At 39.3% G+C, this 26,991-nt stretch carries 19 protein-coding genes; 2 read left to right on the top strand and 17 right to left on the bottom strand.

Going from position 1 to position 26,991, the window contains the following annotated elements:
* Nucleotides 1-5: 5 nt before the first annotated feature.
* From B9A18_RS11890 to B9A18_RS11820, 14 genes are all read right to left on the bottom strand, one after another.
* The gene (locus B9A18_RS11890; protein ID WP_235005308.1) at nt 6-2,030 is read right to left on the bottom strand and encodes an SUMF1/EgtB/PvdO family nonheme iron enzyme; all 2,025 of its coding nucleotides are present in this window, start codon (nt 2,028-2,030) and stop codon (nt 6-8) included.
* A gap of 9 nt (nt 2,031-2,039) precedes the next feature.
* A complete protein-coding gene (locus B9A18_RS11885; RefSeq protein WP_084289507.1) occupies nt 2,040-2,981 on the bottom strand; it encodes a DUF5017 domain-containing protein in 942 nt (313 codons plus the stop codon).
* An 18-nt stretch (nt 2,982-2,999) separates the two neighbouring features.
* Entirely contained in the window at nt 3,000-4,592 is a 1,593-nt protein-coding gene (locus B9A18_RS11880; RefSeq protein ID WP_084289506.1) for a RagB/SusD family nutrient uptake outer membrane protein, read from the bottom strand.
* 2 nt (nt 4,593-4,594) lie between these two features.
* Nucleotides 4,595-7,726, bottom strand: a complete 3,132-nt coding sequence (locus tag B9A18_RS11875) for a SusC/RagA family TonB-linked outer membrane protein (RefSeq protein ID WP_235005307.1) — start codon at nt 7,724-7,726, stop codon at nt 4,595-4,597.
* Nucleotides 7,727-7,829: 103 nt separating this feature from the next.
* On the bottom strand, nt 7,830-8,990 hold the full coding sequence (locus B9A18_RS11870; protein WP_084289505.1) for an exo-alpha-sialidase: 1,161 nt from the start codon (nt 8,988-8,990) through the stop codon (nt 7,830-7,832).
* Between the two features lie 142 nt (nt 8,991-9,132).
* The gene (locus tag B9A18_RS11865) at nt 9,133-10,260 is read right to left on the bottom strand and encodes an exo-alpha-sialidase (RefSeq protein WP_084289504.1); all 1,128 of its coding nucleotides are present in this window, start codon (nt 10,258-10,260) and stop codon (nt 9,133-9,135) included.
* Nucleotides 10,261-10,747: 487 nt separating this feature from the next.
* Complete coding sequence (locus tag B9A18_RS11855; protein WP_235005306.1) at nt 10,748-11,824, bottom strand: LacI family DNA-binding transcriptional regulator; 1,077 nt, start codon at nt 11,822-11,824, stop codon at nt 10,748-10,750.
* A 91-nt stretch (nt 11,825-11,915) separates the two neighbouring features.
* Nucleotides 11,916-12,854: a dihydrodipicolinate synthase family protein gene (locus tag B9A18_RS11850; RefSeq protein ID WP_084289501.1), complete on the bottom strand. Its 939-nt coding sequence runs from the start codon at nt 12,852-12,854 to the stop codon at nt 11,916-11,918.
* Nucleotides 12,855-13,221: 367 nt separating this feature from the next.
* Nucleotides 13,222-14,811, bottom strand: coding sequence for a sodium:solute symporter family protein (locus B9A18_RS11845; RefSeq protein WP_084289500.1), 1,590 nt, complete (start codon nt 14,809-14,811; stop codon nt 13,222-13,224).
* A 135-nt stretch (nt 14,812-14,946) separates the two neighbouring features.
* Nucleotides 14,947-16,617: a UxaA family hydrolase gene (locus B9A18_RS11840; protein ID WP_084289499.1), complete on the bottom strand. Its 1,671-nt coding sequence runs from the start codon at nt 16,615-16,617 to the stop codon at nt 14,947-14,949.
* Nucleotides 16,618-16,620: 3 nt separating this feature from the next.
* Nucleotides 16,621-18,207 (bottom strand): aldehyde dehydrogenase (NADP(+)), encoded by a 1,587-nt coding sequence (locus tag B9A18_RS11835; protein ID WP_084289498.1) that lies wholly within the window; start codon nt 18,205-18,207, stop codon nt 16,621-16,623.
* Nucleotides 18,207-19,058 (bottom strand): fumarylacetoacetate hydrolase family protein, encoded by an 852-nt coding sequence (locus B9A18_RS11830; RefSeq protein WP_084289497.1) that lies wholly within the window; start codon nt 19,056-19,058, stop codon nt 18,207-18,209. Before B9A18_RS11830 ends, B9A18_RS11835 begins: the two co-directional genes overlap by 1 nt.
* An 8-nt stretch (nt 19,059-19,066) precedes the next feature.
* Nucleotides 19,067-20,755: a ribulokinase gene (locus B9A18_RS11825; protein ID WP_084289589.1), complete on the bottom strand. Its 1,689-nt coding sequence runs from the start codon at nt 20,753-20,755 to the stop codon at nt 19,067-19,069.
* Nucleotides 20,756-20,762: 7 nt separating this feature from the next.
* Nucleotides 20,763-22,397, bottom strand: coding sequence for a fucose isomerase (locus B9A18_RS11820; RefSeq protein ID WP_084289496.1), 1,635 nt, complete (start codon nt 22,395-22,397; stop codon nt 20,763-20,765).
* Between the two features lie 271 nt (nt 22,398-22,668).
* On the opposite strand from B9A18_RS11820, the gene B9A18_RS11815 reads away from it, so the two are divergent.
* On the top strand, nt 22,669-23,538 hold the full coding sequence (locus tag B9A18_RS11815; RefSeq protein WP_084289495.1) for an AraC family transcriptional regulator: 870 nt from the start codon (nt 22,669-22,671) through the stop codon (nt 23,536-23,538).
* 1 nt (nt 23,539) lies between these two features.
* Here the strand turns inward: B9A18_RS11815 and B9A18_RS11810 are convergent, their stop codons facing one another.
* From B9A18_RS11810 to B9A18_RS11800, 3 genes are read right to left on the bottom strand one after another with little or no spacing between them, the layout of a single operon-like run.
* Complete coding sequence (locus B9A18_RS11810) at nt 23,540-24,787, bottom strand: MFS transporter (protein ID WP_084289494.1); 1,248 nt, start codon at nt 24,785-24,787, stop codon at nt 23,540-23,542.
* Between the two features lie 36 nt (nt 24,788-24,823).
* Nucleotides 24,824-25,048 (bottom strand): hypothetical protein, encoded by a 225-nt coding sequence (locus tag B9A18_RS11805; RefSeq protein WP_084289493.1) that lies wholly within the window; start codon nt 25,046-25,048, stop codon nt 24,824-24,826.
* Between the two features lie 11 nt (nt 25,049-25,059).
* Nucleotides 25,060-25,650: a TetR/AcrR family transcriptional regulator gene (locus B9A18_RS11800; RefSeq protein ID WP_084289492.1), complete on the bottom strand. Its 591-nt coding sequence runs from the start codon at nt 25,648-25,650 to the stop codon at nt 25,060-25,062.
* A 191-nt stretch (nt 25,651-25,841) separates the two neighbouring features.
* Here B9A18_RS11800 and B9A18_RS11795 point away from each other — a divergent pair, with 191 nt between their 5' ends.
* Nucleotides 25,842-26,858 carry a lipid A deacylase LpxR family protein gene (locus tag B9A18_RS11795; protein WP_159452648.1) on the top strand — a complete coding sequence of 339 codons (1,017 nt, stop codon included), beginning with the start codon at nt 25,842-25,844 and terminating at the stop codon, nt 26,856-26,858.
* Nucleotides 26,859-26,991 lie beyond the last annotated feature (133 nt).

Here is a 26,991-nt window from a genome sequence, read left to right as displayed (position 1 = left end):
AAGTTTTATTTAGATTGGTTAATTTTATTTGTTTCCAGCCATTTAAGATTAAATCTATAATGATTTTTACTGCTTATGAGATGCACTATTCCGTCTGGGGATTGTGTGGCAGCAAAATAGCCCCTTGGCTCTGAATGAGTTTCGTCCATGATAAAACTCCCTGTCCAGGCACCTCCATCCATAAAGCGGTGTTTACCATCAGACAAAAGTCTTTTCAAGGGCCATGTTTTCCCTTCATCATACGAAACGGAGGCAAATATTCCATAAACTTTTTTCCCGTTTATGATCATTCCAGCCTTGTCCCCTACGGATCTTAAAGGATGGTGTGTGAAAGATACCAGCAATAGGGGACCTTCGTTTAAACGCATGAATATCAAACGCTGTCCACCTGATATGGGAGGAAATTCTGATGCCTGATAACTCCAGGTTTTCCCTCCATCTTTTGAAATACTTAAAGGCATCTTTTTTATACCCTCAGCATTAACGATATCATTAGATCTTCCTAAAGCCATCAGATCTCCATTATTTAACTCAACCACTCCAGCATGTATTCCAGCTATACTCCCTCCTGTCTTACCCTCTTCAAACAAAGGCAATTCCAGTGCTCCCGCAGGATCGCTCCAGGTTAAACCCTGATCTTTACTGATACACAAGGCCGAACCATCCGCAACACCAGGCCCTGCATCACAAGGTTGCACAAGCCAGCCGCGTTTGGTTTTAAACATCCCTGCAATAACCTGATGCCTTTGGCTATGATCTGGAGCTATAATATTTCCCTTAGTCCAGGTAGCTCCATTATCATTTGATGATCGTAAAATCAAAGCCATATTTTTCCACCAACCAGAAGGTGACATCCCATTCATATGAAATAATGTTCCGCTCTCTTTATCATAAAAAAGAGATGAACCAGTCATATTTCTGTCTGGTACTTTATAAAATAGAGATGCTTTATCCCATTCCTTATTACCGGCCCTTAACCTGCTGGCCCAGATAGCCATTTCAGTACCAAATTCACTTTCCGTAGAAAACCAAATGGCCAACAAATCTCCATTTCGGCACCAGGTAATTGCCGGGCAATGGTTATGCGCATACATAGTAGGCCGCGATTCACAATCTGGACTTTTGATGTATTCAATTGGTGCTAAAAATACAGGCCGCTCGTTCTGAATCCATTTAAAAGTAGTCTGACTAACATTTTGCTGATTTAGTGGGCTTACGTTTTCTGCCGGATAATATGGTCCGGCAGTATAGTTCACCTCTACTATTCTAAACCCTGTCAAATAATTTCTATCATCAGGAATCAGTGCAGAACGATTAGCTGACCTTAATGAATTCATAAAATTATTGTGGCTACCTCCTCTCGTTACCTTATAATTTCCTGAAGCATACCCTGATGGATTAGTGATTTCCTCTTTTTTATAAGGACCATACCAATCCATACACCATTCTTCTACATTACCATGCATATCATACAAGCCAAAACCATTTGGTTTAGATTTTCTTACGGTTAGCTTTTGCAAGGATATAGATTCAGGCTTGTCTTGCCATTTTAATACATTTTCGGGCAATTTATCTCCATTTGAAAACGTAGAATAAGTATTTGCTCTGCAGGCATATTCCCATTCCGCTTCGGTAGGTAAGCGATACGTTTTGCCTTCTTTCTTTGAAAGCCATTTACAGTAGGCCATGGCATCATTCCAACTTACATAAACAACAGCTTCATCATCATCGTTAGAGAAACCATTTTTACCTCTGTGTTTTTTATGCTCCGGATCAAACAACTCATACTGTTTATTCGTAATCTCAGTAGCAGATACTTTAAATTGATTGCTCAGGTTTACTTTATGAATTGGTTTTTCATCGAAATTCTCTTTTAGTCCATTAGATCCCATGTAAAAAAAGCCGGATGGAACCGTCACCATTTCCATATCATCAATATTCTTTTCTTGAGAAAACGATACTGAAGGCATACTTAAGTATACTATTGCCAACAGTAATGGAACTTTTATTTTATAAAAATTAATCATCATGGGTTCGAATTATTTTATGCTAACAGTCAGACGTTTTACCACTACACTTTCATTTTCAAAATTGGAGTTTTTGGCAACGAACACTACTTCATAGTCACCAGCTTTAGAAAATTTATAACCAAAGGAAGTCTTTCTCTCCTGCATGCTTTTAACCACAATACCCAAATCGCGACTGGTTTGATTCAAGATTGTCGGTTTAGAAATGACCCAATCTAAATTGGATGGTTTTGTAAGGCCAGCGGCTGTACTAGCCAACACCATGGTGGTTTGAGGAAATGAAACATTCCAGCGGCCCTCGGTAGTTCTATTGGTATAAGGCGTTATCTTATCTAAAAAATCAAAAGGAACAAAACCTCTTCGGGTTGAGTCCAGGCTTTCTACCTGATCTCCATTTGGAGATTCCAATAAAATATGCAAATTAGAAATCGTCCATTTAGGTTGCTTTTTAGTTGCATTAGGTACTGCTACATACTTAAAAGCAATAGATGTTGGCTTTGTTAAATATTGAGAAATATCCAAATTCACGTTAGCTTCTCCATTTTGAGCAATCGGGAACTGCGCCGCGGTGCTTAGGTCGGTCCATTCCGAATCAAAAATTGCTGTCGAATCGGCTTTATAATTCTTAGTCGTTAAGCCTGTAAAGTTATCGGAGATCATCAGCTTTAAAGTATTGTCAGGTGCCGCATCTTCTACCTTAACCTTAAATTGTATAAACGCCTGCAGTCCTTCTGGGTCTACCATGCTCCTATCTAACAATTTGTAGTTATTACCCAACTCCCCTGAATAAAAAGTTAAATAGTTAGGGTTTCCATCAAAATTAAAGGTGATCGTTTTGTTCACTTCATAGGTGTTTTCAGGGTCAAGTGAAACCGAAAAATCACTTACGGCTGAAAATTTGTTACATGAAGTAAAGAGGATCACAGCCAAAATCACGTATAAAAAGTTTTTCATTATCTATAATTTAAATGATTACCAAAGTGGGTTTTGTTTCATTTTCTGATTGGTTGCCAACTCAGAACTAGGGATCGGATACAACATATGCCTTTCTGAGGTATAATCTGCAATAGCAGAAGCGTATCTCTTATTTACATGCCATCTTGCATCAGCCACCATAGTTTTTCTTCCATTTGTCATGGCTTCTACATAAATACCCCAGCGAATCAGGTCATTTTTTCTTTCGCCTTCAAAGCAAAGTTCACGTGCTCTTTCGTCCCTCAGCATTTGTCTGAAAGTGGTCTGCGTTAATCCTGCTACAGCTACAGCAGTAGGCATAGCCCTTTTCCGTACGGCATTTAAGCATTCATAGGCCAGAGCAGATGGCGCGGTATTAACTTCATTGTCAGCTTCAGCAATCATCAGCAATACATCTGCATAGCGCAAAACAGGGAAGTTTATTGGGGTGTAATCTCTGGCCTTCGGGGATACGAGTTCGTATTCTCTCCTAAATTTACCCGCATTTCTATAGACCAATTGAGCTGTTGTCCAATTTGTTTTTGTCCTTACTTTAGTTGTAGTATTGTAATTGTAACGGAAAGCAGCCAGATTCCAGGTTTTTCTAACCGCATCTTCTGGTAATTTGTAAAGGTCTTCCAATTTTAATGTGCAGGATAGATAGCCATAGCAATATCCAGGGGTATCCTCGCTAACATTATCATTATTGTAAATGCCATTATAACTACCAAGTAGGCCAGCAGTTTCATGTCCATCCAGGCGGTTGCCTTTAAACTCAATTTCCCAAATACTTTCTCTAAATGTTACATCAGTAACATCTTTTACATAATTGATAAATACCTGTGTATAGTCTGAATTTAAAGTATGCTTACCACTTTTTTTAACTTCATTTGCCCAGAAAAGCGCTTTTTCGTAAGCCGGTTTACCGAGATTTAGTGGGTTCCCGGCCATCTTTAAATAAACCCTGGCTAAAATACCCCGAATCGCAGATTTAGAGATTCGTCCCACAGCCGTAAGCTTATCAGCATCGTACACTTTAGGTACCGCGGCTTCCATTTGCGTCACTACAAAACTAAAAATATCAGTTGCCGACGTTGCTGCGAGCTGGGATTCCTGTGATACCGATTGAACAGATTTATCTCTGAATGGCACATCACCCCACATACTCGAAAGAATGAAATAATAATACGCCCTTAAAAACATGGCTTCTCCACGGTAGGCTTCTTTTAAGGTGTCATCTTTAAATGATACACGATCGATGTTTTCTAAAAACGAATTAGCACGGTTTATGCCCGTGTATAGGTTTTTCCATAGATTATTGACTCTGGCATTGGTATATGAAAAGTTATTCAGGAACAATTCTTCATTGGTATAATTACGGTCGTAATAGCCCAGATCATCTTGTATATTAAATGCATAAAACCAATCTCTACCGTAAAAAGATTCATTAGCCAGCGGATTATAGACCCCGGTTAAAGCCATGAAGGCTTCATTCTCATTTTTATAAAATACTTCTGGAGAAATAAAGCCTTCTGGCTTCAATTCTAATGTATTGCAAGCATTAAGCAATATAGCGATGAATACCACTATCAAATTTCTTAGCTTTCTCATGATTAATAAATAAAGTTTAAACCAAAATTTAATACATATGCTCTTGGATACGACGAACCATCAAATCCAGGTGTTAACGCTGTGTTTTTCGTTGAAACTTCAGGATCATACCCAGTATAATTTGTCCAGGTAATTAAATTCTGTCCCGAAACATATACACGAATCTTTTTAGCAGATAGCTTTTTAGTTAGGGCAGATGGCAACGTATAACCCAATGCAACTGTTTTTAGCCTTAAGAAAGAACCATCCTCCACTTCATAAGAAGAGAAAACACCTGTCCCCCAACCGCCAACTCTTGGAATATCACTATTTGGATTTTCCGGAGTCCAGCGATCTGCATAAGTAGCAAACCTATTGTAATTCACTTCAGGTTTACCCCTCGCAAAAAACATCTTATCTGAGTTATAAATATTATTTCCGTAAGACCACTGGAAGAAAACATTCAGGTCAAAACCTTTATATTGAAAATTATTGGAAAAACCACCAGTATGAATTGGAATACCCCTGCCAATAACTGTTGCATCAGCATTGTTCACTATTCCGTCACCATTAATATCTTTAAATTTGATATCTCCCGGAAGAATACCTGTACGATCAGTTCCATTATTAGGCAAATTTGCTTTCAACACGTACTTTCCATCAGGCATTAAATCAAAATCATTGTATTTATAGGTTCCCTCGTAAGCATAGCCATACATTAAACCCAAGGGCTGCCCTATTCTGGCTATATACGCATTAGAATAGGAAATCACACTAACCAGACTTTCTTCGTTTCTTGATAAGGCAATCACTTCATTTTTATTGAATGAAATGTTAAAACTGGAGCTCCACTGGAAAGACTTGGTTTTAATATTCTGACTTTCCAATGTAAGTTCCAAGCCCTGATTACTCACCTTACCTATATTCATTAATGCCGAGCTAAAGCCAAACGAAGGAGGAAGATTCGCGTTAAGCAACAGACCATCAGTAACTTTCTTATAAACATCAGCAGTAAGGGACATCCTTTGATTAAAAAGACTCAAATCAAATCCGAGATCCGTCTGAGTAGTTGTTTCCCATTTAAGCTGCTCATTACCAGGCGACGTAACTGCATAACCAGTAGAATTGGCATCATTAAAAACATATTCAGAAGAATAAACATCTCCATCTCTGGAAATCAGAGACCTCATTTGCGCCCAATAAGCATATTCCGGAATACGGTTATTTCCTGTTTGTCCCCAACTGCCCCTAAGCTTGGCACTAGATATAAAGCCAACATTTTTCAAAAAACTTTCTTCATGGATGTTCCAGCCTAACCCTAATGAAGGAAAATATCCCCATCTGTTTGCTTCAGGAAATTTAGAAGAACCATCTGCTCTAATTGTGGCCGTAACATAATATTTTGACTTATAATTATAATTGAACCTTGACAAGAAGGACAACAATTGCCATTCACTATTCAATGCAGTCGTTTTCTGTGTGTTTCCCTGGCTCATACCAGACATTCCAAGATCTTCATTCGGAATATTGACTACGCGCTGAGAAAGAAAATTGGTTTCTCCACCCTGCATGGTTTCTCCAACCATTATATCAAAAGCATGTTTCTTTTTCGTATCAAATGAACCATTATATGTTAATGTATTCTCATTTAACCAGCTAAAGTTTTTACGCTGATCCACCGATGCATTTACCCCATCCTGCCTGAACTGATTTCCACTCCTTGTTCGGGTATTGTTAAACTGATCATAACGCGACGCAAGATTCGATATACCCCCGGAAATTTTAAGTTTTAATCCACGAATGATATTATACTCAAGATTAGAGTTTATCCTGATATCATCATTAAATCGTTTTTTATATTCATTGTTTACAATATCCAGAGGATTAATGCGCAAATCAGATGAAGAACTGATAGACTCATCAATTAAATCATTAATCAGATCAACATTGTTTACACTTGCCAATGGACGGTAGCTCCATACATTTCTTAACAGATTCGCACTATTTGAGTACAACACCTGCGAGGGTGATTCACCGGTTTGCGTAAACCTCGCAAAGTTACTATTGATGCCAAATCTAAATTTTTCACTGATTTTCTGGTCCAGATTTATCCTGCCCTGATACCTGCTATAATTAGAGTTTCTAATCGTCCCGTCCTGATCAAAGGCCGATAAGCTAACGCTGTAACGGGTTTGCGGGGTCCCTCCGGAAACATTGACGTTATGATTCTGCGTACCAGCAGTTCTAAATATCATATCCTGCCAGTCGACAGTTTTAACATTCCTGTAATCCTCTATGCTCTTTTCATTACCGCTCAAATACCTTGCGGTAAAATCTGCTGCAGTAAAGTTTTCCGACTGGAGCTTAACAAATTCGTAAGCATTTAACAAAGGGATTTTTTTTGTAACAGTAGAAACAGCGTAACTCCCATCATAACTTACTCTTGCTGCGCCTATCTTACCTTTCTTGGTGGTAATCACAATAACTCCATTTGCAGCTCTTGCACCATAAATTGCTGTAGCCGATGCATCCTTTAAAATAGTATAAGATTCAATATCTGAAGGATTGATCACATTACTTACGGATTCCTCTGAAGGAAAACCATCTATTACATACAAAGGTGAATTTTGTTGGGTAACAGAATTATTTCCCCTGATCACAATGTTCATTTCACTTCCCGGCATTCCTTCACTTGAGACAACAGAAACTCCTGCTACCCTTCCTCCTAATGCCTCATCAAATCTGCCAACAGGCGCTTTCAGCAAATCATTAAGATTAACTTTTCCAACTGCTCCTGTTAAATCCTTCTGCTTTACTTCTCCATAACCAATAACCACTACTTCATCAAGATTATTCAGTTCTTTCTCTAAAATTACATTGAACGTTGTTTTATTCTGAACCGGCAACGTCAAAGTTTTAAAACCTACGTACGAAAAAACCAGCACATCATCTTTTGATTTGGTGTTAATTGTAAATTTACCTGATCCATCGGTATATATTTTTATTGCTGTATTTTTCAACGAAACAATTACGCCCGGCAAAGGGTCCTTTTCGTCGCTAAGTACAATCCCAGTTACGCGAGTTTGCGCCTGTACAAATGCTACACTTAAAAAAGTACAGCAAATCATAAAAAAAATGCTTTTAGTTTTCATCATATTCTATTAAGGGGGTTCACAGTAACACCTATTACGGCACTATTACATTTGGAGCAATTAAGCCTATCGTCCATAAAACAAGGGACCGCTATTTGCTTTTATTTTATTGTAATTGGCTCAACTCAAAACGAAGCACCTCCAGTTGCTCCTTTTGTCTGGACAAAATCACATACATATTACCATCATGTATAATCGTATATGGATAGCCAAACTGACCGTCCTTATAACGGCCTGGGTACTGTTTTACGTAATTATCGTTCGCAATAATGTAGTTCTGATTGAAATTAAACCCATCCACAGAAGTAGACAAAACAAGAGGTGTTCGCTTGCCTCTATTCACCGTCAAAGTGTCCGGAGTGCCGACATAGTAATACCTTCCGTCAGGCAATTTACCTAGGTGGGATTTCGTATTATTATCCGTAAAATTCGTTTTCTTCGGCGCGGTCCACACTACGCCATCTTTACTGGATTCTTGCCATAAAAACCCATCATAAGTTACACCTGTACTTCTAAACAAAGTGTAAACGCTATCCAGATGTTCTATTATTGAGCCCTCTACTAATGTTGCAGTCTGACCGGGCATAAAATCTGGCCTGACCGTACCTTTCCACCCCGCAGTACCCGATACATGATCGGTGTAATAAAAATTCCTGTTTCCAGTTAGTATAAACCTACCCGACGAAAGCCTGGTGGGCCTATGGCAGGGAAATACTGATATTCCCAAATCAATGGGTGCGGACCAATTTACCCCATCCAATGAATTAATAGCATACAGTTTTACGTTAATCCGGGTATTATTCGGTCCTATACCATTTTCTGTATAATAGACTACCAGCTTATTATCAATAACATATAATCCACCAGGGGTAAGCACATTTCCAGAAATAGTCGGACTCCGAAGCACTGCCGATGCAGACCAGCTATTGAAATCTTCCGAATCAGAAATCATCACCCTTTGTCCAGCCTCGTCTTCACCATTAACCCCACTGGAAAAAATTGAAATCAACTTACCATTAAAATAAACAATGGAGGGGTGATGTGTATAATGCCAATTTGATGGAAGAGGGGCATATATTATTGCCTTCTGAACGGTTAGCTGTGGAATTGCAGTTTGCGAATAATAGGAATTAGTAAAAATTTGAGTCTGGACTTCCTGTAAGTTATTTTCGGGCTCAACTGATACCGCAAAATCAACATCAGTTGCAAATTTATTACACGAAGTACAGAGCATTACAGCCAAAATCACATATAAAAAGTTTTTCATTATCTATAATTTAAGGTGTTATCAAAGCGAATTCTGTTTCATTTGAGGCATAGCCTGTTTTAAGTCTAAGTATTTTCATATTTGGTTAATTTGGTTAACAAAAGTTAGTAGTGGTTTTTATTTACAGCGACTTAGCCGATTTTTAATTCGGATTAACGTTACCTGTTTTTGTCTTATTTAATTGGTTTAGCGCAAAGCGCATCACTTCCAGTTTCTCCTTATGTCTAGACAAAATCACATACATACAACCATCATGTATAATCGTGTATGGATATCCAAACTGACCATCTTTATAACGACCTGCAAACTGCTTCACATAATTGTCGCTGGCAATAATGTAATTCTGATTAAAGTTAAATCCATCGTCAGAAAGCGATAAAACAAGAGGTGTTCGTTTACCCCTATTCACTTTTAAAGTATCCGGAGTTCCGACATAATAATATCTTCCATCAGGCAATCTACCCAGGTGGGATTTAGTGTTATTATCAGTAAAATTCGTTTTCCGAGGTGCCGTCCATACAGATCCATCTTTACTGGATTCCTGCCATAAAAAACCATCATAAGTAGCCCCGGTGCTTCTAAACAAGGTATAAACACTATCCTGATGCACTATTATTGAACCTTCTACCAGCGTAGCAGTTTGGCCTGGTGAAAAATCGGGTCTGACAGCAGCCTTCCATCCAGCAGTACCCGAAAAATGATCGGTGTAATAAAAGCTCCTGTTTCCGGTTAATATGAACCTGCCCGATGAAAGCCTGGTAGGCCTATGACATGGGAATACCGATACGTCTAAATTAATAGACTCAGACCAATTCGTCCCATCCAGGGAATTAATCGCATATAACTTCACATTGGTTCGGCTATTTTTCGGACCTATTCCGTTTTCCGTGTAGTAAACTACCAGCTTATTGTCAATAACATATAATCCACCTGGAGTAAGCACATTTCCTGAAACGGTCGGACTGCGAAGCACTACAGGAGCAGACCATATCTTAAAATCTTTAGAATCAGAGATCATCACCCTTTGATCAGCCTCATCCTCACCATTAATTCCACTGGAAAAAATTGAAATCAACTTACCATTGAAATAAACAATAGAGGGATGGTGTGTATAATGCCAATTTGATGGAAGAGGGGTATATATTGTTGACTTCTCAACAACTAATTGTGGAATTACATTTTGAGAATAATAGGTATTGGTAAAGACCTGGGCCAGCCCCCCATTGATTAGCAAAATCTTAAAAAAAATAAAAGTAAATATCCTTTTCATCTCCGTAAACAAATTAGGTTCTACGGTTTAATCTTGACTTGTATTTATTGCAGTCCAAAGCGAACAATACTCACCCTCAATGAGCAATGAAAAACTCGTCATTATTAAACTTTATACTTGGTTAATACGTTGCGATAACGTTTGTTCAAGATATAAAATTTTTACATTATCCAAAAGAGAAAATAAAAAAAATCTCTTTCATAGCTTAACGAAGATAAAAACCGCATTTAAAATAATTCAGACAGCTTATCAGATGAGCAAACTGCTAAAAAAGAAGCGCCATAACGATTAAATCCCAGACTGGAATCTTCAGAAAAAACTCAAAAAAAGCAGATTTCATTTAAAATGAATTAACGATTGCGCAAATCAAACCTCAAATCGAACAAATTCATTTTAAGATAAATGCACTTATCGACCTGTACATACCTTATGCCAGATGATTTGAGGAATGCAAATTACAGCATCGAACTAGAAACACCGGAAAGATTTATAAGAGACTTTTAACAGATTTACGATAGATGATTGAGGGTACAATCAGAATATTCTCTTGCCCATTAGTAGATTCCTCATGGTTACTTTTCTGATCTATTTTATTCAGCAATAACCTGATAGCAATCTGGGCAACATCAGAAATAGGTTGAGAAATACTGGTAACCGGACAGGCCAAAAAATCCAGATATATGGAATTATCAAATGTTGCAATCGAAATATCCTCAGGAATACGATAGCCATCCTCCGTAAGCGCTTTTAAAACACCCAAAAGGATGGTATCACTGAGTGCGAAAATAGCCGTTGGCTTCTCACTTTTTTGCATTAATAATTTGGTTTCAAGATACCCATCTTCATAAGTAAAGCTGCTCCCTCCAATGTAATATTCGGGTAACTTTTGCGCCTTCATAGCCTCACTATATCCTCTTACTCTTTCGCGGTTAGACATGACATGATGTGCTCCCTGTATACAGGCAATCCGTTTATGTCCAGAAGCAATCAAGTGGTTAACCATAAGAAACGCACCTTCATAATGGTCCGTAGAAACATATGAAATCGGAAGATCATTAAAATAGCGATCTATAAAAACCACAGGTATTTCTTGTTTAAGTAGTAACTCAAAATGCTTTTTATCTTTTCCGGATGGAATAATAATCATCCCGTCAATATTACGAGCCGCCAACTGTCTTACGGCATCAATTTCTGTTTTTTCTTCTTCATTGCAGTCAGTAACCAAAACCGAATATCCTTTAGCGTGTAGGGCCTGATTAACGATGCTTGCAATATTAGAAAAAAAAGGATTGGCAAGCGTTGGAATTACAAGTCCAATAGAAAAGCTTTTATTCAACCTTAAATTGATGGCTGTCTGGTTTGGTGTATAACCTAATCGTTCAGCAGCTTCTAAAACTTTGGCTTCTGTAGCCGGGCTAATCCTAAACTTCTTCGATACGCCATTCAATACACGCGAAACTGTGGTTAAAGAAACCTGAGTCGCTTCTGATATGGTTTTTATAGTAATATTTTTCAACTTTCTGGATCTGATCGGTCCTGCAAAGTAAGGAATTTTGTTTAACAAAAAATTGTTTGCACAACACAAAGCGCATGTTGCTCAAATAAAAAAAGGACCGCTGGTATAGCGATCCTTTTCTAATTGCATCTGGATTAGGTTAAGCTACTTCAAATTTTATTTCCAGCTCATTTTTTAAAATATCATATCTGCCACTCAGTGCATCAATACTGGTTTTGATTTTTGTATCAAAAATCCCCACATCATTTCTTCTTGTAAAAGTTGAGATATGAAGACCTCTTTTTTGCAGATAATACTTTGATATTATAGGATATACATTATGCATCACATCCATATTATCGATAAAGAACTGCTGTACTTTATCTACTTCCTGTTTTAAATCATTGTTATCGTAGTTATTACATAACCAAACAATCAGTTCAGGGAAGAAGTTCCCTTGAATACAAGAAAGACCTGCAGAACCTGCTTTTAACGAGGCTACAGCATGAGCCATATAAGCATCATACAAACCAAATTTGTTTCCTGCTGTTGCAGCAATCTTAGCCTTCACCTGATCTATATCCAAACAGGTATCTTTATGATAAGTCACCCTTCCTGTGGCCACAAGATGTCCCAGTTGTTCTGGCGAGATTAAACGTTTGTAAGGAACAGGACATTCATAAAACCCCATAGGGATTTGCTCAGTAAGATCTAACAACCTTGCCACATTTGCATCAAAAATCGCATCATCATCATGCTCAGCTGCGAGCAGTCCGGTAATACCGATTACCGCTTCTACACCACAGTTATAAATTTGCTTTACAAAATCAGCCTGTTGCGCTATAGGACCACCAAAAGTTCCTGTCGCCACTACCGGTACTGCGCCTTGAGTAGACTTTACCACATGCTCAACTACTTTAAGTCTTTCTTCACCGGAAAGTTCAAACATTTCACTTGACAAACAGTTGGCAAATAAACCTGCAGCACCAGCCTCTATATATAACTCTGTTAATTTTGTTAGTCCGTCAAAATCTACATCCCCATTATCTTTAAAGGGTGTAAGCATTACCGGAATAAATCCTTTTTCTGATTTGTTCATATGATTTTTTTTATCCTCAACTATTACTTGTAGCTCATCAAGCCTGTACTGATGTATTTAGTACTGCATTTACTATTATTAATTGTGCCCTTTGGTAAAATCGAACGCGCACATCTAATTATCTAGTAACCATGGCTACTACTACAAAAGTATTGGGGTAAAACCTATTTCATATGGTGCATTTTCTCCATCTTATGTATTATATTATCAACAATTTGATTTGTGAATTATTTTACCGAATAAGTGTCATTTCAACAGACACGAAAAGCCATTATCCAGCATAGTATTTAAACAGGAAAAGCATCACTTACGTAATGCTTTTCCTGTTTAAATAATCCCCCACTCAATGTAGGTATCCAGAATACTTTTAGTTTACTTCTGCCGGTTCTTCTATTTCTTCCAATTCTTTTCTTTTATTGAATTGAGCAATAAGTGCTCCTGTTAAAAAGATAGAGAGGGTACCTACCACAATGATCATATTTGCATGTAATGGGTTTCTCAGATAACTATATTGTTCCGGAATTAAATAAGAGAGTGACATCCATACAATAACCAATAGGCCAATCAAAGTAGCTGCAAATGCTTCCAGATTACCTGATTTTTTACTGATGATGCCCAGCAGGAATAATCCCAGCATACCACCCGCAAAAATACCTGACAACTGCCACCAAACATCCAGAATACTCTTCACCCCAATCATCGCAATCCCGCAAACCATACCTGCAACACCAAAAACAATCGTCGAAACATGCAATAGCCTTAAGTTTTGCTTATCATTAATACCAGGCTTAAAATAACGTTTGTATATATCTTCAGAAAACACTGTAGCCGAAGCATTCATTCCTGAACTGATGGTGCTCATAGCAGCAGAAAGAATAGCTGAAACAATCAGGCCAATTAAACCTGTAGGGATCATGGTTACCATAAAATGAGGCATTACCTTGTCTCCATAATCCGCAGGTTGAAGTGTAGCCGCCAAATTTTGGATGTCCAATGCTGATACCCCGGCACCTAAACGCTCGGCAGCAACCTGCAATTTAATCGGCTCTATCATTTCCGGATTAATCTGGTAGTAAGCATACAAACAACTTCCAATCACGAAAAACAATAACGAAGCAGGTACATAAATCCACACACAAAGCCATACTGATTTTGAAGCCTCTTTTGCTGATGAAGCCGTATGATAACGTTGTACATAATTCTGATCCATTCCAAAATTATTGAGGTTAATAAAAAACCCATATAACATCACCACCCAGAATGTAGTTTGCGTAAAATCAGGACTAAAACTGCCCAGACCGAACTTATTATCATGCTTACCAATTTCAATAATTTTTGATATCCCACCCGGCATATTGGACACGACCAGATAGATGATTAGAATTGCGCCAAGCGTTTTCAATATACCTTGTACAACTTCCGTCCAGATTACAGCTTCTATCCCACCCATTACCGTATAAATAATGATGCAAATACCTGTCACCAGCATGATCATCTCCATACTATAGCCGGTAAGCGCTTGTAACGTTAGGGAAATACCAAAAAATATTGACCCCATACGTGCCAGTTGGGTTAGCAGAAAACAAGCTACGGCATAAGTACGGGCCCAGGGACCAAAACGCTTTTCCAGGTTTGTGTAAGCCGAAACCTCTCCCGTGTTCCGGTAAAACGGAACAAAATATTTGGCCGCAACCCAGGCCGCAAGCGGCATAGATATACTGAATACAAATGCATTCCAATTTGAGCCAAAAGCTTTACCTGGTACACCTAAAAAAGTATTACTACTTAAAAAAGTAGCATAAATAGACAATCCGATTGCCCAGCCGGGTATCGAACCGGAAGCCTTAGAGTATTGATCAGAATTTTTATTTCTACGGGAAAAGTAAACGCCAACCATTACCATGCCCACCAGGTAGGCGAGTATAATAGCTAGGTCTAATATTGGCAGATTTTTCATTGTTCGTTTATAAGGTTATTATTTGGTTTGCTCAGGATTTGCCCTCACTAGTAGTGATCCTTATACAAAAGTATTCCGCTAAGGGGCCCATCTTATTATAGATTTTCTCTACATTATGTATTATCTTATCAATAATTATAAATTAACATTCTGTTGCCATGGAATAAAATCATCCTGTCTCAATAACTGGGATTTGGTCAAATAATCCCCACTTGCAAGTTTAATACAATATTCCAGCAGTTCCTCTGCCTTTTTTTCAATTGTTGTTTCACCTCTGATGATTCCACCACAATCAAAATCTATAATATCAGGCATTTTTTGCGCTAATATGGTATTGGTAGATATTTTAACCACTGGGCAAACAGGATTACCGGTGGGCGTCCCCAAACCTGTGGTAAATAAAATAATCGTTGCACCACTTGCTGTCTGTCCGGTTGTAGCGAGTACATCATTACCAGGAGTGCATACCAAATGCAACCCCGGTGCTTCAGGAAGTTCTGTATAATTCAACACACTTTTCACAGGTGCCGTCCCTCCTTTTTTTGCAGCACCTGCAGATTTAATTGCATCTGTAATTAATCCATCTTTAATGTTTCCTGCAGATGGATTCATATCAAATCCCGCATGTTGAGATTCCGCGATAGCAGCGTAAGATCTCATCAATTTCTCAAACTTAAAAGCAGCCTGCTGATCTTCACAACGATTAATTAAATCCTGCTCAACACCACAAAGTTCAGGGAATTCAGCTAATAGTGTCTTTCCATTCAATGCCACCAGCAGATCTGATAAATGTCCCAAAACAGGATTTGCGGAAATACCGGAAAAACCATCACTTCCGCCACATTTCAATCCAATCGTTAACGCCGAAAGCGGTGCAGGTGTACGCTCAACATTGTTCAATTCAGTTAAACCAATAAAGGTTTCTTTTATCGCCGCCGAAAGCATCGCACTTTCGGTACCATATTGCTGCTGTTCGAAAAACAATATTGTTTTATCAAATTGTGGATTACGGCTTTTAACCTCCTCCAGAAAATCCTGGAATCTTGTTTTCTGACAACCCAAACTTAAAATGGTGATCCCGCCAACGTTTGGATTACACGCGTATGCGGCAAACAAAGCAGCCAAGCGTTGTGCATCCTCATTGGTACAACCGCAGCCCATTTCATGAGTAAGAAACTTGATGCCATCAACATGCTTAAAAACCTTCTCCTGGTTTCCAGTATCAAGGGAACCCATTTCAATAGCAGGATCCTGTGTCTGATACTCCTTCACCTTTTCTACCCCACCATCCTTAAATCTTGCGACTAAATCTTCAACCTGATTTTGATAGGCTTCACTTACACCAAAACCCAGGGCTTTATCAAATGCATCTCTAAGTTTAAGAATATTTTTGTTTTCACAAAAAACCAATGGGATCACCAACCAATAATTAGCAGTCCCGACCTTTCCATCCGACCGATGATATCCGTTAAATGTCCTATTAATCCACTTATCAACATTTGGAGCTTGCCATTTAGGTAGGGGCCTACGTTTTGAAACTGAAAAATCTTCGGCATCATGTTTTAAATTGGCGGTACTGATACGTTGTCCGACTTTTATACCCTGCTGAGCCTTCCCAACCAATACGCCGTACATAATCAATTCATCTCCTTTCTGAAGTTGTTTTGTTACAAATTTGTGCTTTGCGTCAATATCTTCCAGCAGCACAAATTCCTCATTTTCATAAACAACAACCTCTCCCTCCTTTAAATTTTGAAGGGCAACAATAACATTATCCGCCGGATGAACTTTTAAAACTCTTTGCATGTATTAAACTGAAGTGTTACACAGATATTTTCCGTTAATTTTTCTCGTAATATTTAAAGGATTGCTATCCTTAAGCTCAGCAGGCAATAATGCCTCCGAGAAGCCCTGATAAGCGACAGGCCTTGTAAAACGATAAATAGCATTGGTACCTACAGAAGTACTTGCTGCATTTGTAGTCGCAGGAAATGGCCCGCCATGAACCATGGCGTGTGTAACCTCTACCCCGGTAGGAAAGGCATTAATAATCAGCCTTCCTGCTTTCTGCTCGAGAATATAAAGCAGTTCCTTGTACTCTTCCAGGTCTTCCGGCGTCCCAAAAACGGTAGCTGTTAGGTGTCCCGATAATTTTGAAGCTATGTTCAATAGGTCTTTCTTTTCTTCAGCCTGAACAACCACACTTGAAGGGCCAAAATTCTCTTCAGAAAGAGATTCATATTTATGAAGATTCTCTGCATTGGTATAGAAAAGTGCCGGAGTAACGCCGGTAAAATCTTCAGATGACCTTCCTTCCGCCAATAGACTAACCCCAGTCAGTAATTTCGTATTCATTGTGCTATTAGTATAAGCACTTTGTATCCCAGGAGTTAGCATAGTCCCCCCTGCTGATGCGGCAAATTCTATCGCAACCTGATTAAGGAATGAATTACTTTCAGCTGATCTTTGAAGCAAAAGCATACCAGGGTTTGTGCAAAACTGTCCCACACCTAAATTAACAGAGTTACTAAAACCCTGAGCAATGCTATCTGCTGTCTTTTTTATACCGCCTGGCAAAACAAATACCGGGTTAACACTCCCCATCTCTGCATATACCAGGATAGGCTCTGGTCTGCTTGCTGCAGCGTCAAAAATAGCCTTCCCGCCTTTGTTTGATCCTGTAAATCCGATAGCTTTTATTTCAGGGCGCATCACTAATGATGTACCAATTTCGATCCCTCCATGTAGCATAGAAAAAACACCATCTGGCATATTGGTTCTTTTTGCCGCATTTATGATGGCTGTAGCTATTAATTCACATGTCCCCGGATGCGCCGGATGTGCTTTCACAATTACCGGACAACCAGCTGCCAAAGCTGAAACGGTATCACCACCGGCAACAGAAAATGCCAATGGGAAATTACTTGCACCAAATACAAGAACAGGCCCTACGGCCTTTTGCATAGAGCGTATATCTGGCTTAGGCAATGGCTTACGATCTGGCAAAGCCGTATCAATCGTAGCCTGTACCCATGAACCTTCCCTTAGAAACTGTGCGAATAACAACAACTGCCCCGTGGTTCTTCCACGTTCCCCCTCTATACGACCAACAGGCAGTCCTGTTTCTGAAACACAACGCACTATCAGATCATTTCCCAAATGCTCTATTTCGGCCGCAATGGCTTCTAAAAAAACCGCCCGTTCTTCACTACTCTTCCCACGATATATCTGAAAAGCATGCTCAGCCTTACCTGCTGCATGTTCAACATCTGTTGCTGTTGCTTCGAAAAAAGCAGTAGCTAATTCTTCACCACTTTTTGGATTTATTGCCTGAAAGGAATTTGCTCCGCCCCCTGCAAAATCATTTCCAATGATCTGTTTTCCTGTTAAATTCATTATAATCCGATATTTTTAAATGAAACTGTATTGGTCAAAGTACCTACTTCATCGATGCTGATATTAACAACATCATGCTCCATCAATGTAAATTCATTAGGGGGAACCAGGCAGGTACCTGTCATTAAATAAACCCCATGAAGAAAGCTGGTTTCCCTAAAAAGGTATCCAATCAATTCTGTATGGCTTCGCTTCATTTGGTTAATTGAAATCTCCCCTTCAAATACCTCAAGACCATCCCTTTGAATGTTCATCAGAATTTTCGTGTCTGGATCTATCGGTTGTTCCGGAACATATAAACATGGACCTATTGCTGCCGAATTATCATAACATTTTGCCTGTGGCAGATACAAAGGGTTTTCGCCTTCAATATCTCTGGAACTCATATCATTCCCAATGGTATAGCCAACAATTTTACCACTTGATGTAGCAAACAAGGTCAACTCAGGCTCTGGAACATTCCAGGTTGTATCTCTTCTGATATGAACTTTTCCGCCAGTACCTACGCAGCGGTCAGCCGTCGACTTAAAAAAAAGCTCCGGCCTTTCAGCATCGTAAACCTTAGCATAAAAATCAGCGCCTCCACTGTCTTTTGCTTCCTCCATCCTCGCTTCCCGGCTTCGCATATAAGTAACACCCGCTGCCCAAATTTCCTGTTGTTCAACAGGCGCCATAATATCTGAAGCGGCAAACCCATCATTTTGAGCAGGTTTTAAAAACAAAACAAGTGATTCCAGATAATCAAATAAATCATCTCTGTTAATTAGATTATCCCAACGATGGTTTTCCACAAGGTAATTGCGACCATCTTTAGAAATAAATATACCTTTTAGTGTTTTATATAGTTTCATTTTGATTTTTATTGAAATGCTGGTTTTTGTTCAAAAATCTCTTCACGTAAAGTGAAATTCTCGCTCAGATTACCTAATTTTTCATATTTCTCATATAACTTCTCATAAACCATCGCCCGATCTTTGTCTGGATAATACTCCTTATCAAAACCGCTGTTCATCATTCTTTGTGCAGTGCTGATATCCGGATATATGCCGCTAGCAGTCGATGCAAACATGGCTGCGCCTAACGCACACACTTGTTCGCTTGTTGCGACAGCAATCTTTACATTTAAAATATCTGCGAGTGTTTGCATAATGTAACTGGATTTTTTCGCAATCCCGCCTATGGCAATAACCTCATTAATAGGAACATTCTCCTCCTCAAAACGCTTAACGATAGCTTTGGAGCCAAATGCAGTAGCTTCTACAAATGCTTTAAATAAAGCTGCAGCATCAGAGCCCAAACCAAGCCCCATAATTGCCGCCTTTAACTGAAGATTGGCGTCAGGTGTACGGCGACCGTTGATCCAGTCTAACGCTACCATGTCCGATTCAGTTACCGGGAGTTCGCGGGCCCGCTCCGCTAATGCGGGAAGTATCGCTGCAGTAATCTTCTCTATTTCAGCAGCAGATAAAATGTCGGCAGCCAGCTCTCTTATTGGAAATGAAAGTAATTGCTGAAACCAATAATAATAATCACCAAACGCAGATTGCCCTGCTTCCATACCAATCATTCCCGGAACAATTGATCCATCAACCTGTCCGCATATTCCTTTTATCAGATTACCGTTAAAACCTTCGGCAGGAACGGTTAACATATCACATGTTGATGTACCCATTACCTTTACCAACGTATAAGGCTTAATTGCAGCGCCCACTGCACCAAAATGAGCATCAAGGGCACCTACCCCCACAAGTACATCATATGACAGACCTAATCTATCGGCCCATTCAACTGAAATGGTTCCGGCACTTTCATCAGAGGTATATGTTTCTGAATATAAACGATCCCTGATTCCAGATAAGCGAGGATCTAAAGTGGTTAGAAAATCCTGAGCGGGCAAACCATCAAAATCAGGATGCCACATGGCCTTGTGGCCAGCGGCACAACGACTGCGTTTCAATGTCAGCGGATTAGTATTACCAGTCAATAACGCCGGCATCCAATCGCAATGTTCAACCCATGAAAAAGCATGTTGCGCTACCTGTGCATCCACTCTAAGGATGTGGAGAATTTTAGACCAGAACCATTCCGAGGAATAAATCCCACCAGCGTACTTTGTAAAATCAGTTTCCCATTTTTTAGCAAGTGCATTTATTTCCTGCGCTTCTATATTTGCAGTGTGATCCTTCCACAATACAAACATTGCATTCGGATTATCGGCAAATTGAGGCAGTAACGCTAATGGACAGCCCTGTTTATCAACAGCCACAGGTGTAGAACCCGTCGTATCGATAGAAATCCCCTTGATATTTTCACGCACTTCCGGAGAAACCTTAGCTAACACTTCTTTAATCGTAAGCTCCATAGCCTCGATATAATCCTTAGGATGCTGGCGAAACTGTGACACCTTCGTATCACAGTATTTACCTGCTTTCCATCTGCTATAAGAATGAACTGCTGTAGCTAATTCCTTACCCGTGTGCGCGTCAACCAACAGCGCTCTTGCCGAATCGGTCCCATAATCCAAACCAATAACATACAAAGATTCCATACCAGAGTTAAGCATATTTCTTTCCTTCGTGATCCACATCACCACAGAAATGAACCTTTATCCCCATTTCTTCCAATGCAGCAGCTTTTATACGGCAGGCTCTATGTGCTGAAGCAGTATCAGTAGCGTAAACCACATGGATGTGGTTCGCCTGGTGGCGTGCCATCATCTGATCACGACTCACCCCACTAAGCGTAGCATGCATAATAGGCCATTGTGGCGTGGTATTCTGCCAGCGTCTTTCGGTTTCCTCTTCAGGTAAAAATACTGCATCTCCCACTCCCATATCACAATGCAAAGCATTCTCCATGATATAAATCCTGCTCCAAACTAAACTTCCAGGCTTACTGATACCTTTTAAACTTCCACCACCAAGATGAAAAAACATAGGCGGCTGTCTTTCGCTGCTTGCGCCTGCATATCCATTGATAAAATGTGCTGGTGGTGCCGCTCCTGAAATCAGGAACAACCATACAAAATCATCAATACCGTCACCGCTAAAGTGTTCACCCCAACGAATATCATGTAATGTATTTTCGCCTGGCATTCCCAGTTCTTTCCATAAATGATAGGTCACCAAAGCATCTATACCAGCACATTCATCTACTTCGTTAAAATGCGGCAAAGCTTCCTTTGCATATAATTCCTTACCCGCTTCAGAATATACGGGAGGCCTGTCCTGGTTGTTTAACAATCCCTCTACCAGGTCACTCGTTGCCGTCAGATCTTTTAAGCCCTGTTGATATTGGATACCAATTGTATCACAACCAAAATCATCGGCAATACGCATTGCAGCAATGTACATCTTACATTGTTCAAGCGTTTGCTCACGAGTCAGTTCCGTTAAGCTTTCAGTCCCCCATTTAAAGGTCATGCCCTTTTGCAGCAACCAATCAAACACTTGCTCTGCTTCTTCATCCTTCACCGTTCTCATTTTGGCGTATAATGCCGACTGACTTAAGCGCTCTTTGAATATTCCCGTTTTATGCAACAGATCGTCCGGAACAATTGCATTGAACATCCCCATACAGCCCTCATCAAAAACACCCATAATGGCTTTATTTTCACGTAACGTACGACCGAACAACCTTCCTTTTTCTTCATCCTCAACAGGTATATTTACCGTATCAAATGACTTAACATGATTCGTATCATGTTTAATCGTGCCTGTTGATAACCACTCCGTCAATCCTTTATTAAAAAAATCATCACTAAAATCTTCGCTCCATAAACTGCTGTAGTTTACCTCAGCCTTGGTAAGCGAACCGTTAAGATTAAGCATACCCACCAAACCAGGCCATTGCCCACTCCAGTTAGCTACTGTTAAAATTGGTCCCTTATGCGTGGTAAGTCCAGGTAAAACATGATGCGAATATTGCCAAACACTTTCTGCTACGATAAGCGGAGCATTGGTATCTATCTTTTTAAATACTTCAATCCCCATCCTTTGAGAATCTATAAAACCATGCTTTTTATTTTCATCATAATCATGTGCACGTTTTACAGTCCAGCCCTGTAACGCCAGGGCTTTTGCTAATAGGTCTTCCATCTCAGCCTGGGCAGCCCAGCAATTCAAATTCGCCGACAGGCGCAAATCTCCGCTGCACACAAGATAAACTTGTTTTTCAGTATATGTTGTCATCTTTTAAAGGTTTAAATCACATCTGGTTATTAATCGTCGTTTTGACAGATAATATATTTCATACTATTTTGCCAAAAATCAGTGTAACACAAATATGGGGAGCATCTGAATGAAAAGCCTACGAGTTTTTGCCCACTTTATGTGATATATTATCATGAAATCTTTCTTTGATATTATTTTATTTTAAATTAGAATATGCAAATAGTTCTAAACCTCTTTTGCATAGCCCAACCAAATTAAAACTTAGTATTTCAATGTAAGGATATAAATTATGAAGCCGCATTTTCACAAAGTACCTGTTAAACTAGAGACTTCTTTCAGTATACGCAATGATGTTTTACCTAACTTCGGGACCCTTTGGCACTATCACCCGGAACTTGAACTTCATTACATAAAAAAAGGCGAGGGCGTACGTTTTATTGGCGATAACATCAGCAATTTTTCTGACGGGGAAATGGTCTTGCTTGGCGAAAATCTGCCACATACCTGGAGATGTAAAGACAAATATTTTGAATCCGATTCAGGCCTAAATGTAGAGGCCATAGTTATTCATTTCCTACCACATTGTCTGGGGCACGATCTATTAAACTTACCTGAAGCATATAAAATCCCCAAACTTTATGAAAAAGCAAAAAAGGGGCTCATTATTAAAGGGGAAACAAGAGAAAAACTTTCTGCCTTGATGAGCAATGCACTTCATGCAGAAAATCTCAACAGGCTTACCATACTTTTAGACATTTTAAGCACCCTTGCTGAATCAGATGATTACGAAGCCATCACCTCATCCCATGCTTTTTATCAAACCAACAAGATCGATACTGATAGGATCAATAAAATCTGCACCTATACCCTTACCAATTACAAACGAGAAATCAGTCTTGAAGAAATTTCCTCATTAAGTAATTTAAGTATAACCTCTTTCTGCAGGTACTTTAAACTAATGACGAAGAAAACATATTATGATTTCCTTACCGAAATCAGGGTAAGTCATGCCTGTCGCATGTTAATCGAGGACAACCTTACTGTTGAAACCATCTGCATGGAATCAGGATTTAATAATGCGTCTAACTTTTACAGGCATTTTAAAAAAATCATTGGTAGCACACCTGTCAAGTACAGGAGGAAGTACCTGAATAAATAATTTATGAAAACGATTTTTCTTTCTTTTTCACCATCACACTTACCCTGTAAACCAAAAATATGCAGATTATTATCAAAATCGAGACCACAATGCCTAATGTATCATAATGGCGCAAAGGACTATTACTTGTTTCCTGAGTTACAATTAACCCTGCACAAAGTGCAGCTATTCCACCGGCCATTTGTTGCAATGAAGCGTTTACACTCATAAATGCGCCTCTATCTTTGATATCAGGCACACTCATAGTAAGCGTTGTAGCCGGGATCATTCTACTCATAATCCCCATAAACAACACCATATTAATAACCACTATTTGCCATAATGGAACCGGACTAAGGTTTGTATAAATCAGAATCAATAGGATGGCCAGTACTGAACCTCCGGTAAATACCATAAACTTATCTACTTTGTCACTTAATTTACCGATCAAAGGCATGATCACTATCGAAGCCATTCCGGTAAACATAAATACCATGGGCAACTCCTGTTGGGTGATCTTGATATTGTTAATCAGATAGGCACTTCCAAACGGCATCAGCATAAACCCACCCACACTCATAAAAGCAGTAGCGATGAAACCGGTTTGATAAGAACGGTTAGACAGAGCATGCCACAAATGTAAAAACGGACTCTTGTCTGATTGTAAAGCAAGATGCTTGTCGATCGGCTTCACTTTTAAAACGATGGTAATACCTATCAATACAGCCAATATAACGATCATCAAAAATGCCGAATGCCAGCCCCATATATTCGCCAGATAAAGACCAATTGGGATGCCCAATACCTGACTGGCCGCAAATGCCATCTGCACAAACCCCATTACCCTGCCGCGCTGATGAATAGCAAAAATATCCGTAACTATTGTCATAGATATCGCTCCAATTACCCCACCAAAAAGTCCGGTTACAATTCTTGCAACTAGCAGCATTTCATATGTTGTAGACAATGCGCAGAACAACGTTCCTACGATAAAGCCAGTGTAAAAAAACAAAAGCAACTTTTTACGATCAAATTTATCAGCAAAACCGGCGGCTAAAATACCTGACAGTCCGGCACTAAAAGCATAAGAAGATACGACAAGACCAAAGCCTTTCGGTGTCATCGATAAAGATTTCATTAAGTAATCCCCAAGAGGCGCCAGTACCATAAAATCTAGTACAATAGTAAATTGTAGTAAGGCAAGCAGCGCAATTACCAGGATCTGATAAGAGCTGAAAGGTTCGGCTATATTTTTTGTAGGTTGTTCCATCGTATTATAAACATTCAGGTCTTATCAATTATTTTTTTAGGTCAATACTTCGCAGTGATAACCACTGTTCATAACCAGATTAATTACCTCTTCAAGTTTCAGTGTAGGAGATACAATGCGCAATACACAATCTATATCGTGCAAATCTACGGTCCACTCCTCTATCTGGTGCTCTTCCATGATTTTACCGATATAGCGTTTATCGCCTTCAGAGCGTATATTGGTTTTAAAAAGCAGGATGTGTTCAATGTTGATGTCCATTGTTTTATATATTATTTTCTAAGTGCTTTGAGTACCAGGTCAAATGTTTTCCACAGTATTTCATCCGTTAATACAAAGGGTTTTCCGCCCAGACTTTGTCCTTCATTATGAAACCTGATCAGATTATATAAGGGAGCAAAAGCTACACTCCAGTAAGTCTCGAAAGGCACAGCCTCAATCTCTCCTCTCTCAATTGAGTTCTGCATAAATTTTCCGAGAGGTCCTTTAAAGTTCTTCCCAAAAATGCCAAGAACCTTTGACTGATAAGTGGATGTACGTAATTGCTCTATCATTTGCGCTGACAATGGATTTTCAAACAAGCATTTTGCCCTGTTTTTCCATTGCTGTCTTAACCCTTCTTCAAATGAACTATCAGGATCAAAATTTTCCAGCATGATCGCACTTATACGCTCAACTTCCTCTATACCTATTTTTAAAATCAAATCATCCTTATCCTGATAGTAGATATATAGTGTAGCTACAGAAATCTTGCATGCCTTGGCCAGCTTATTCATGGTAAACCCTTCAAAACCAAGATCAACTAAAAGCTCAATTGCCTTTTGCTTAACCAGTTCGACCTTATTTATATCTCTTGCACGCATATTATTTTTTATTGCGCAACAAATATAAGTGAATATTCATTCATTAATTAAATTTATTTAGAAATAATAGTTTTCCCCTTAGCATAAGGAAGAATGTTATGCTAATCACATATTTAAAAAATAGCAGATCATTAGTAAAACTATTTCAACAAGTAGAGGGTTATAAATTCAACTTTCAATACTATAGGGGTATGAAACGTTTTTTGTATTTGCTATTCCTGCTCTGGTTCAGTGTGGTAAACGCCTCCTTTGCCCGGCAAGAAGCACCCAGACGTTTGTTGCAGGCTTACTGGGACGACGATTATATAAATTTCTATGGGCATGGCACCGACAAGGCTTATACCAATGCCAACAAATTCACTCTGTTTTACATCAAAAAGAAACCTTCCAATTTACTAATTGAACGGATCCTGCCCAAGGCTGGAGACAGCAGTTTGAATATATTCGGTTTTGGACTGTCACAATTAATCTTCACCCCCAATATTATTACCAACCCCGACTTCCAGCCAGATGATTATCCTTGGTCTGGATCCTTATACGCCACTTATAGCCTTTACTCCTATAATGAAAAAAAGAAATATAATTTACAGACGGAATTGGATCTTGGTGTGAACGGACCTGCTTCATTGGCCCGGCAAGCCCAGGAAATAGCGCATCGTCTTGTTAGTTATCAACAACCAAATGGATGGGCCAATCAGTTCGGGAACAGCTTAGTTCTGAATCTAAATTTCAGAGCTGAGAAACGGTTGCTTTACCATAGCAATTTCCTGGAAGTGATTGGAGGTGGGCAGTTACAGGCAGGGACAGGAATAAATGCAGCAGCTGCATACGCCCTTATCCGGATCGGAAAAATGAGTCCCTATTTTCAAGGTTTAATGAAGCAATACAGTCGCCCGGAAACAGGGAGTAAAGTGCAGATTTACTTCATTATTAAACCCATGCTACAATTGGTATTGAGTAATGCGATGTTACAAGGAGGAATCAATGCCTCCCGCCCGGCCCCGCTTCTTGTACCTGGAAAAAATGGAACTGCTCCTACCTTAAAATATTATCAGCCGATCAACCACATCATAACCAGCTATGCATTCGGACCTGTTCTGGTACTCAACAAGTTTAGCGTCTCCTCAATTCAAACGACCAGTACTCCTTTAATGAAAGATTTGTATGGTATCACCTGGGGAAACTTCACGTTCACTTATGTTTTTTAAAACCTCTGCCAGGCCTTTATGCTATTTGATCTGTTACTAACGGCAAAAATTACCTTTTCTGCCAGGCTTTATGCTATTTGATCTACTACTAAAGGCAAAAATTACCTTCTCTGATGCGGCCTTAGGCGCTGTT

It is taken from the genome of Pedobacter nyackensis, from assembly GCF_900176505.1.
Classification (GTDB): domain Bacteria; phylum Bacteroidota; class Bacteroidia; order Sphingobacteriales; family Sphingobacteriaceae; genus Pedobacter; species Pedobacter nyackensis.
Note: the sequence above shows the minus strand (reverse complement) of the source record. Positions and strands in the feature narration are given on the sequence as shown.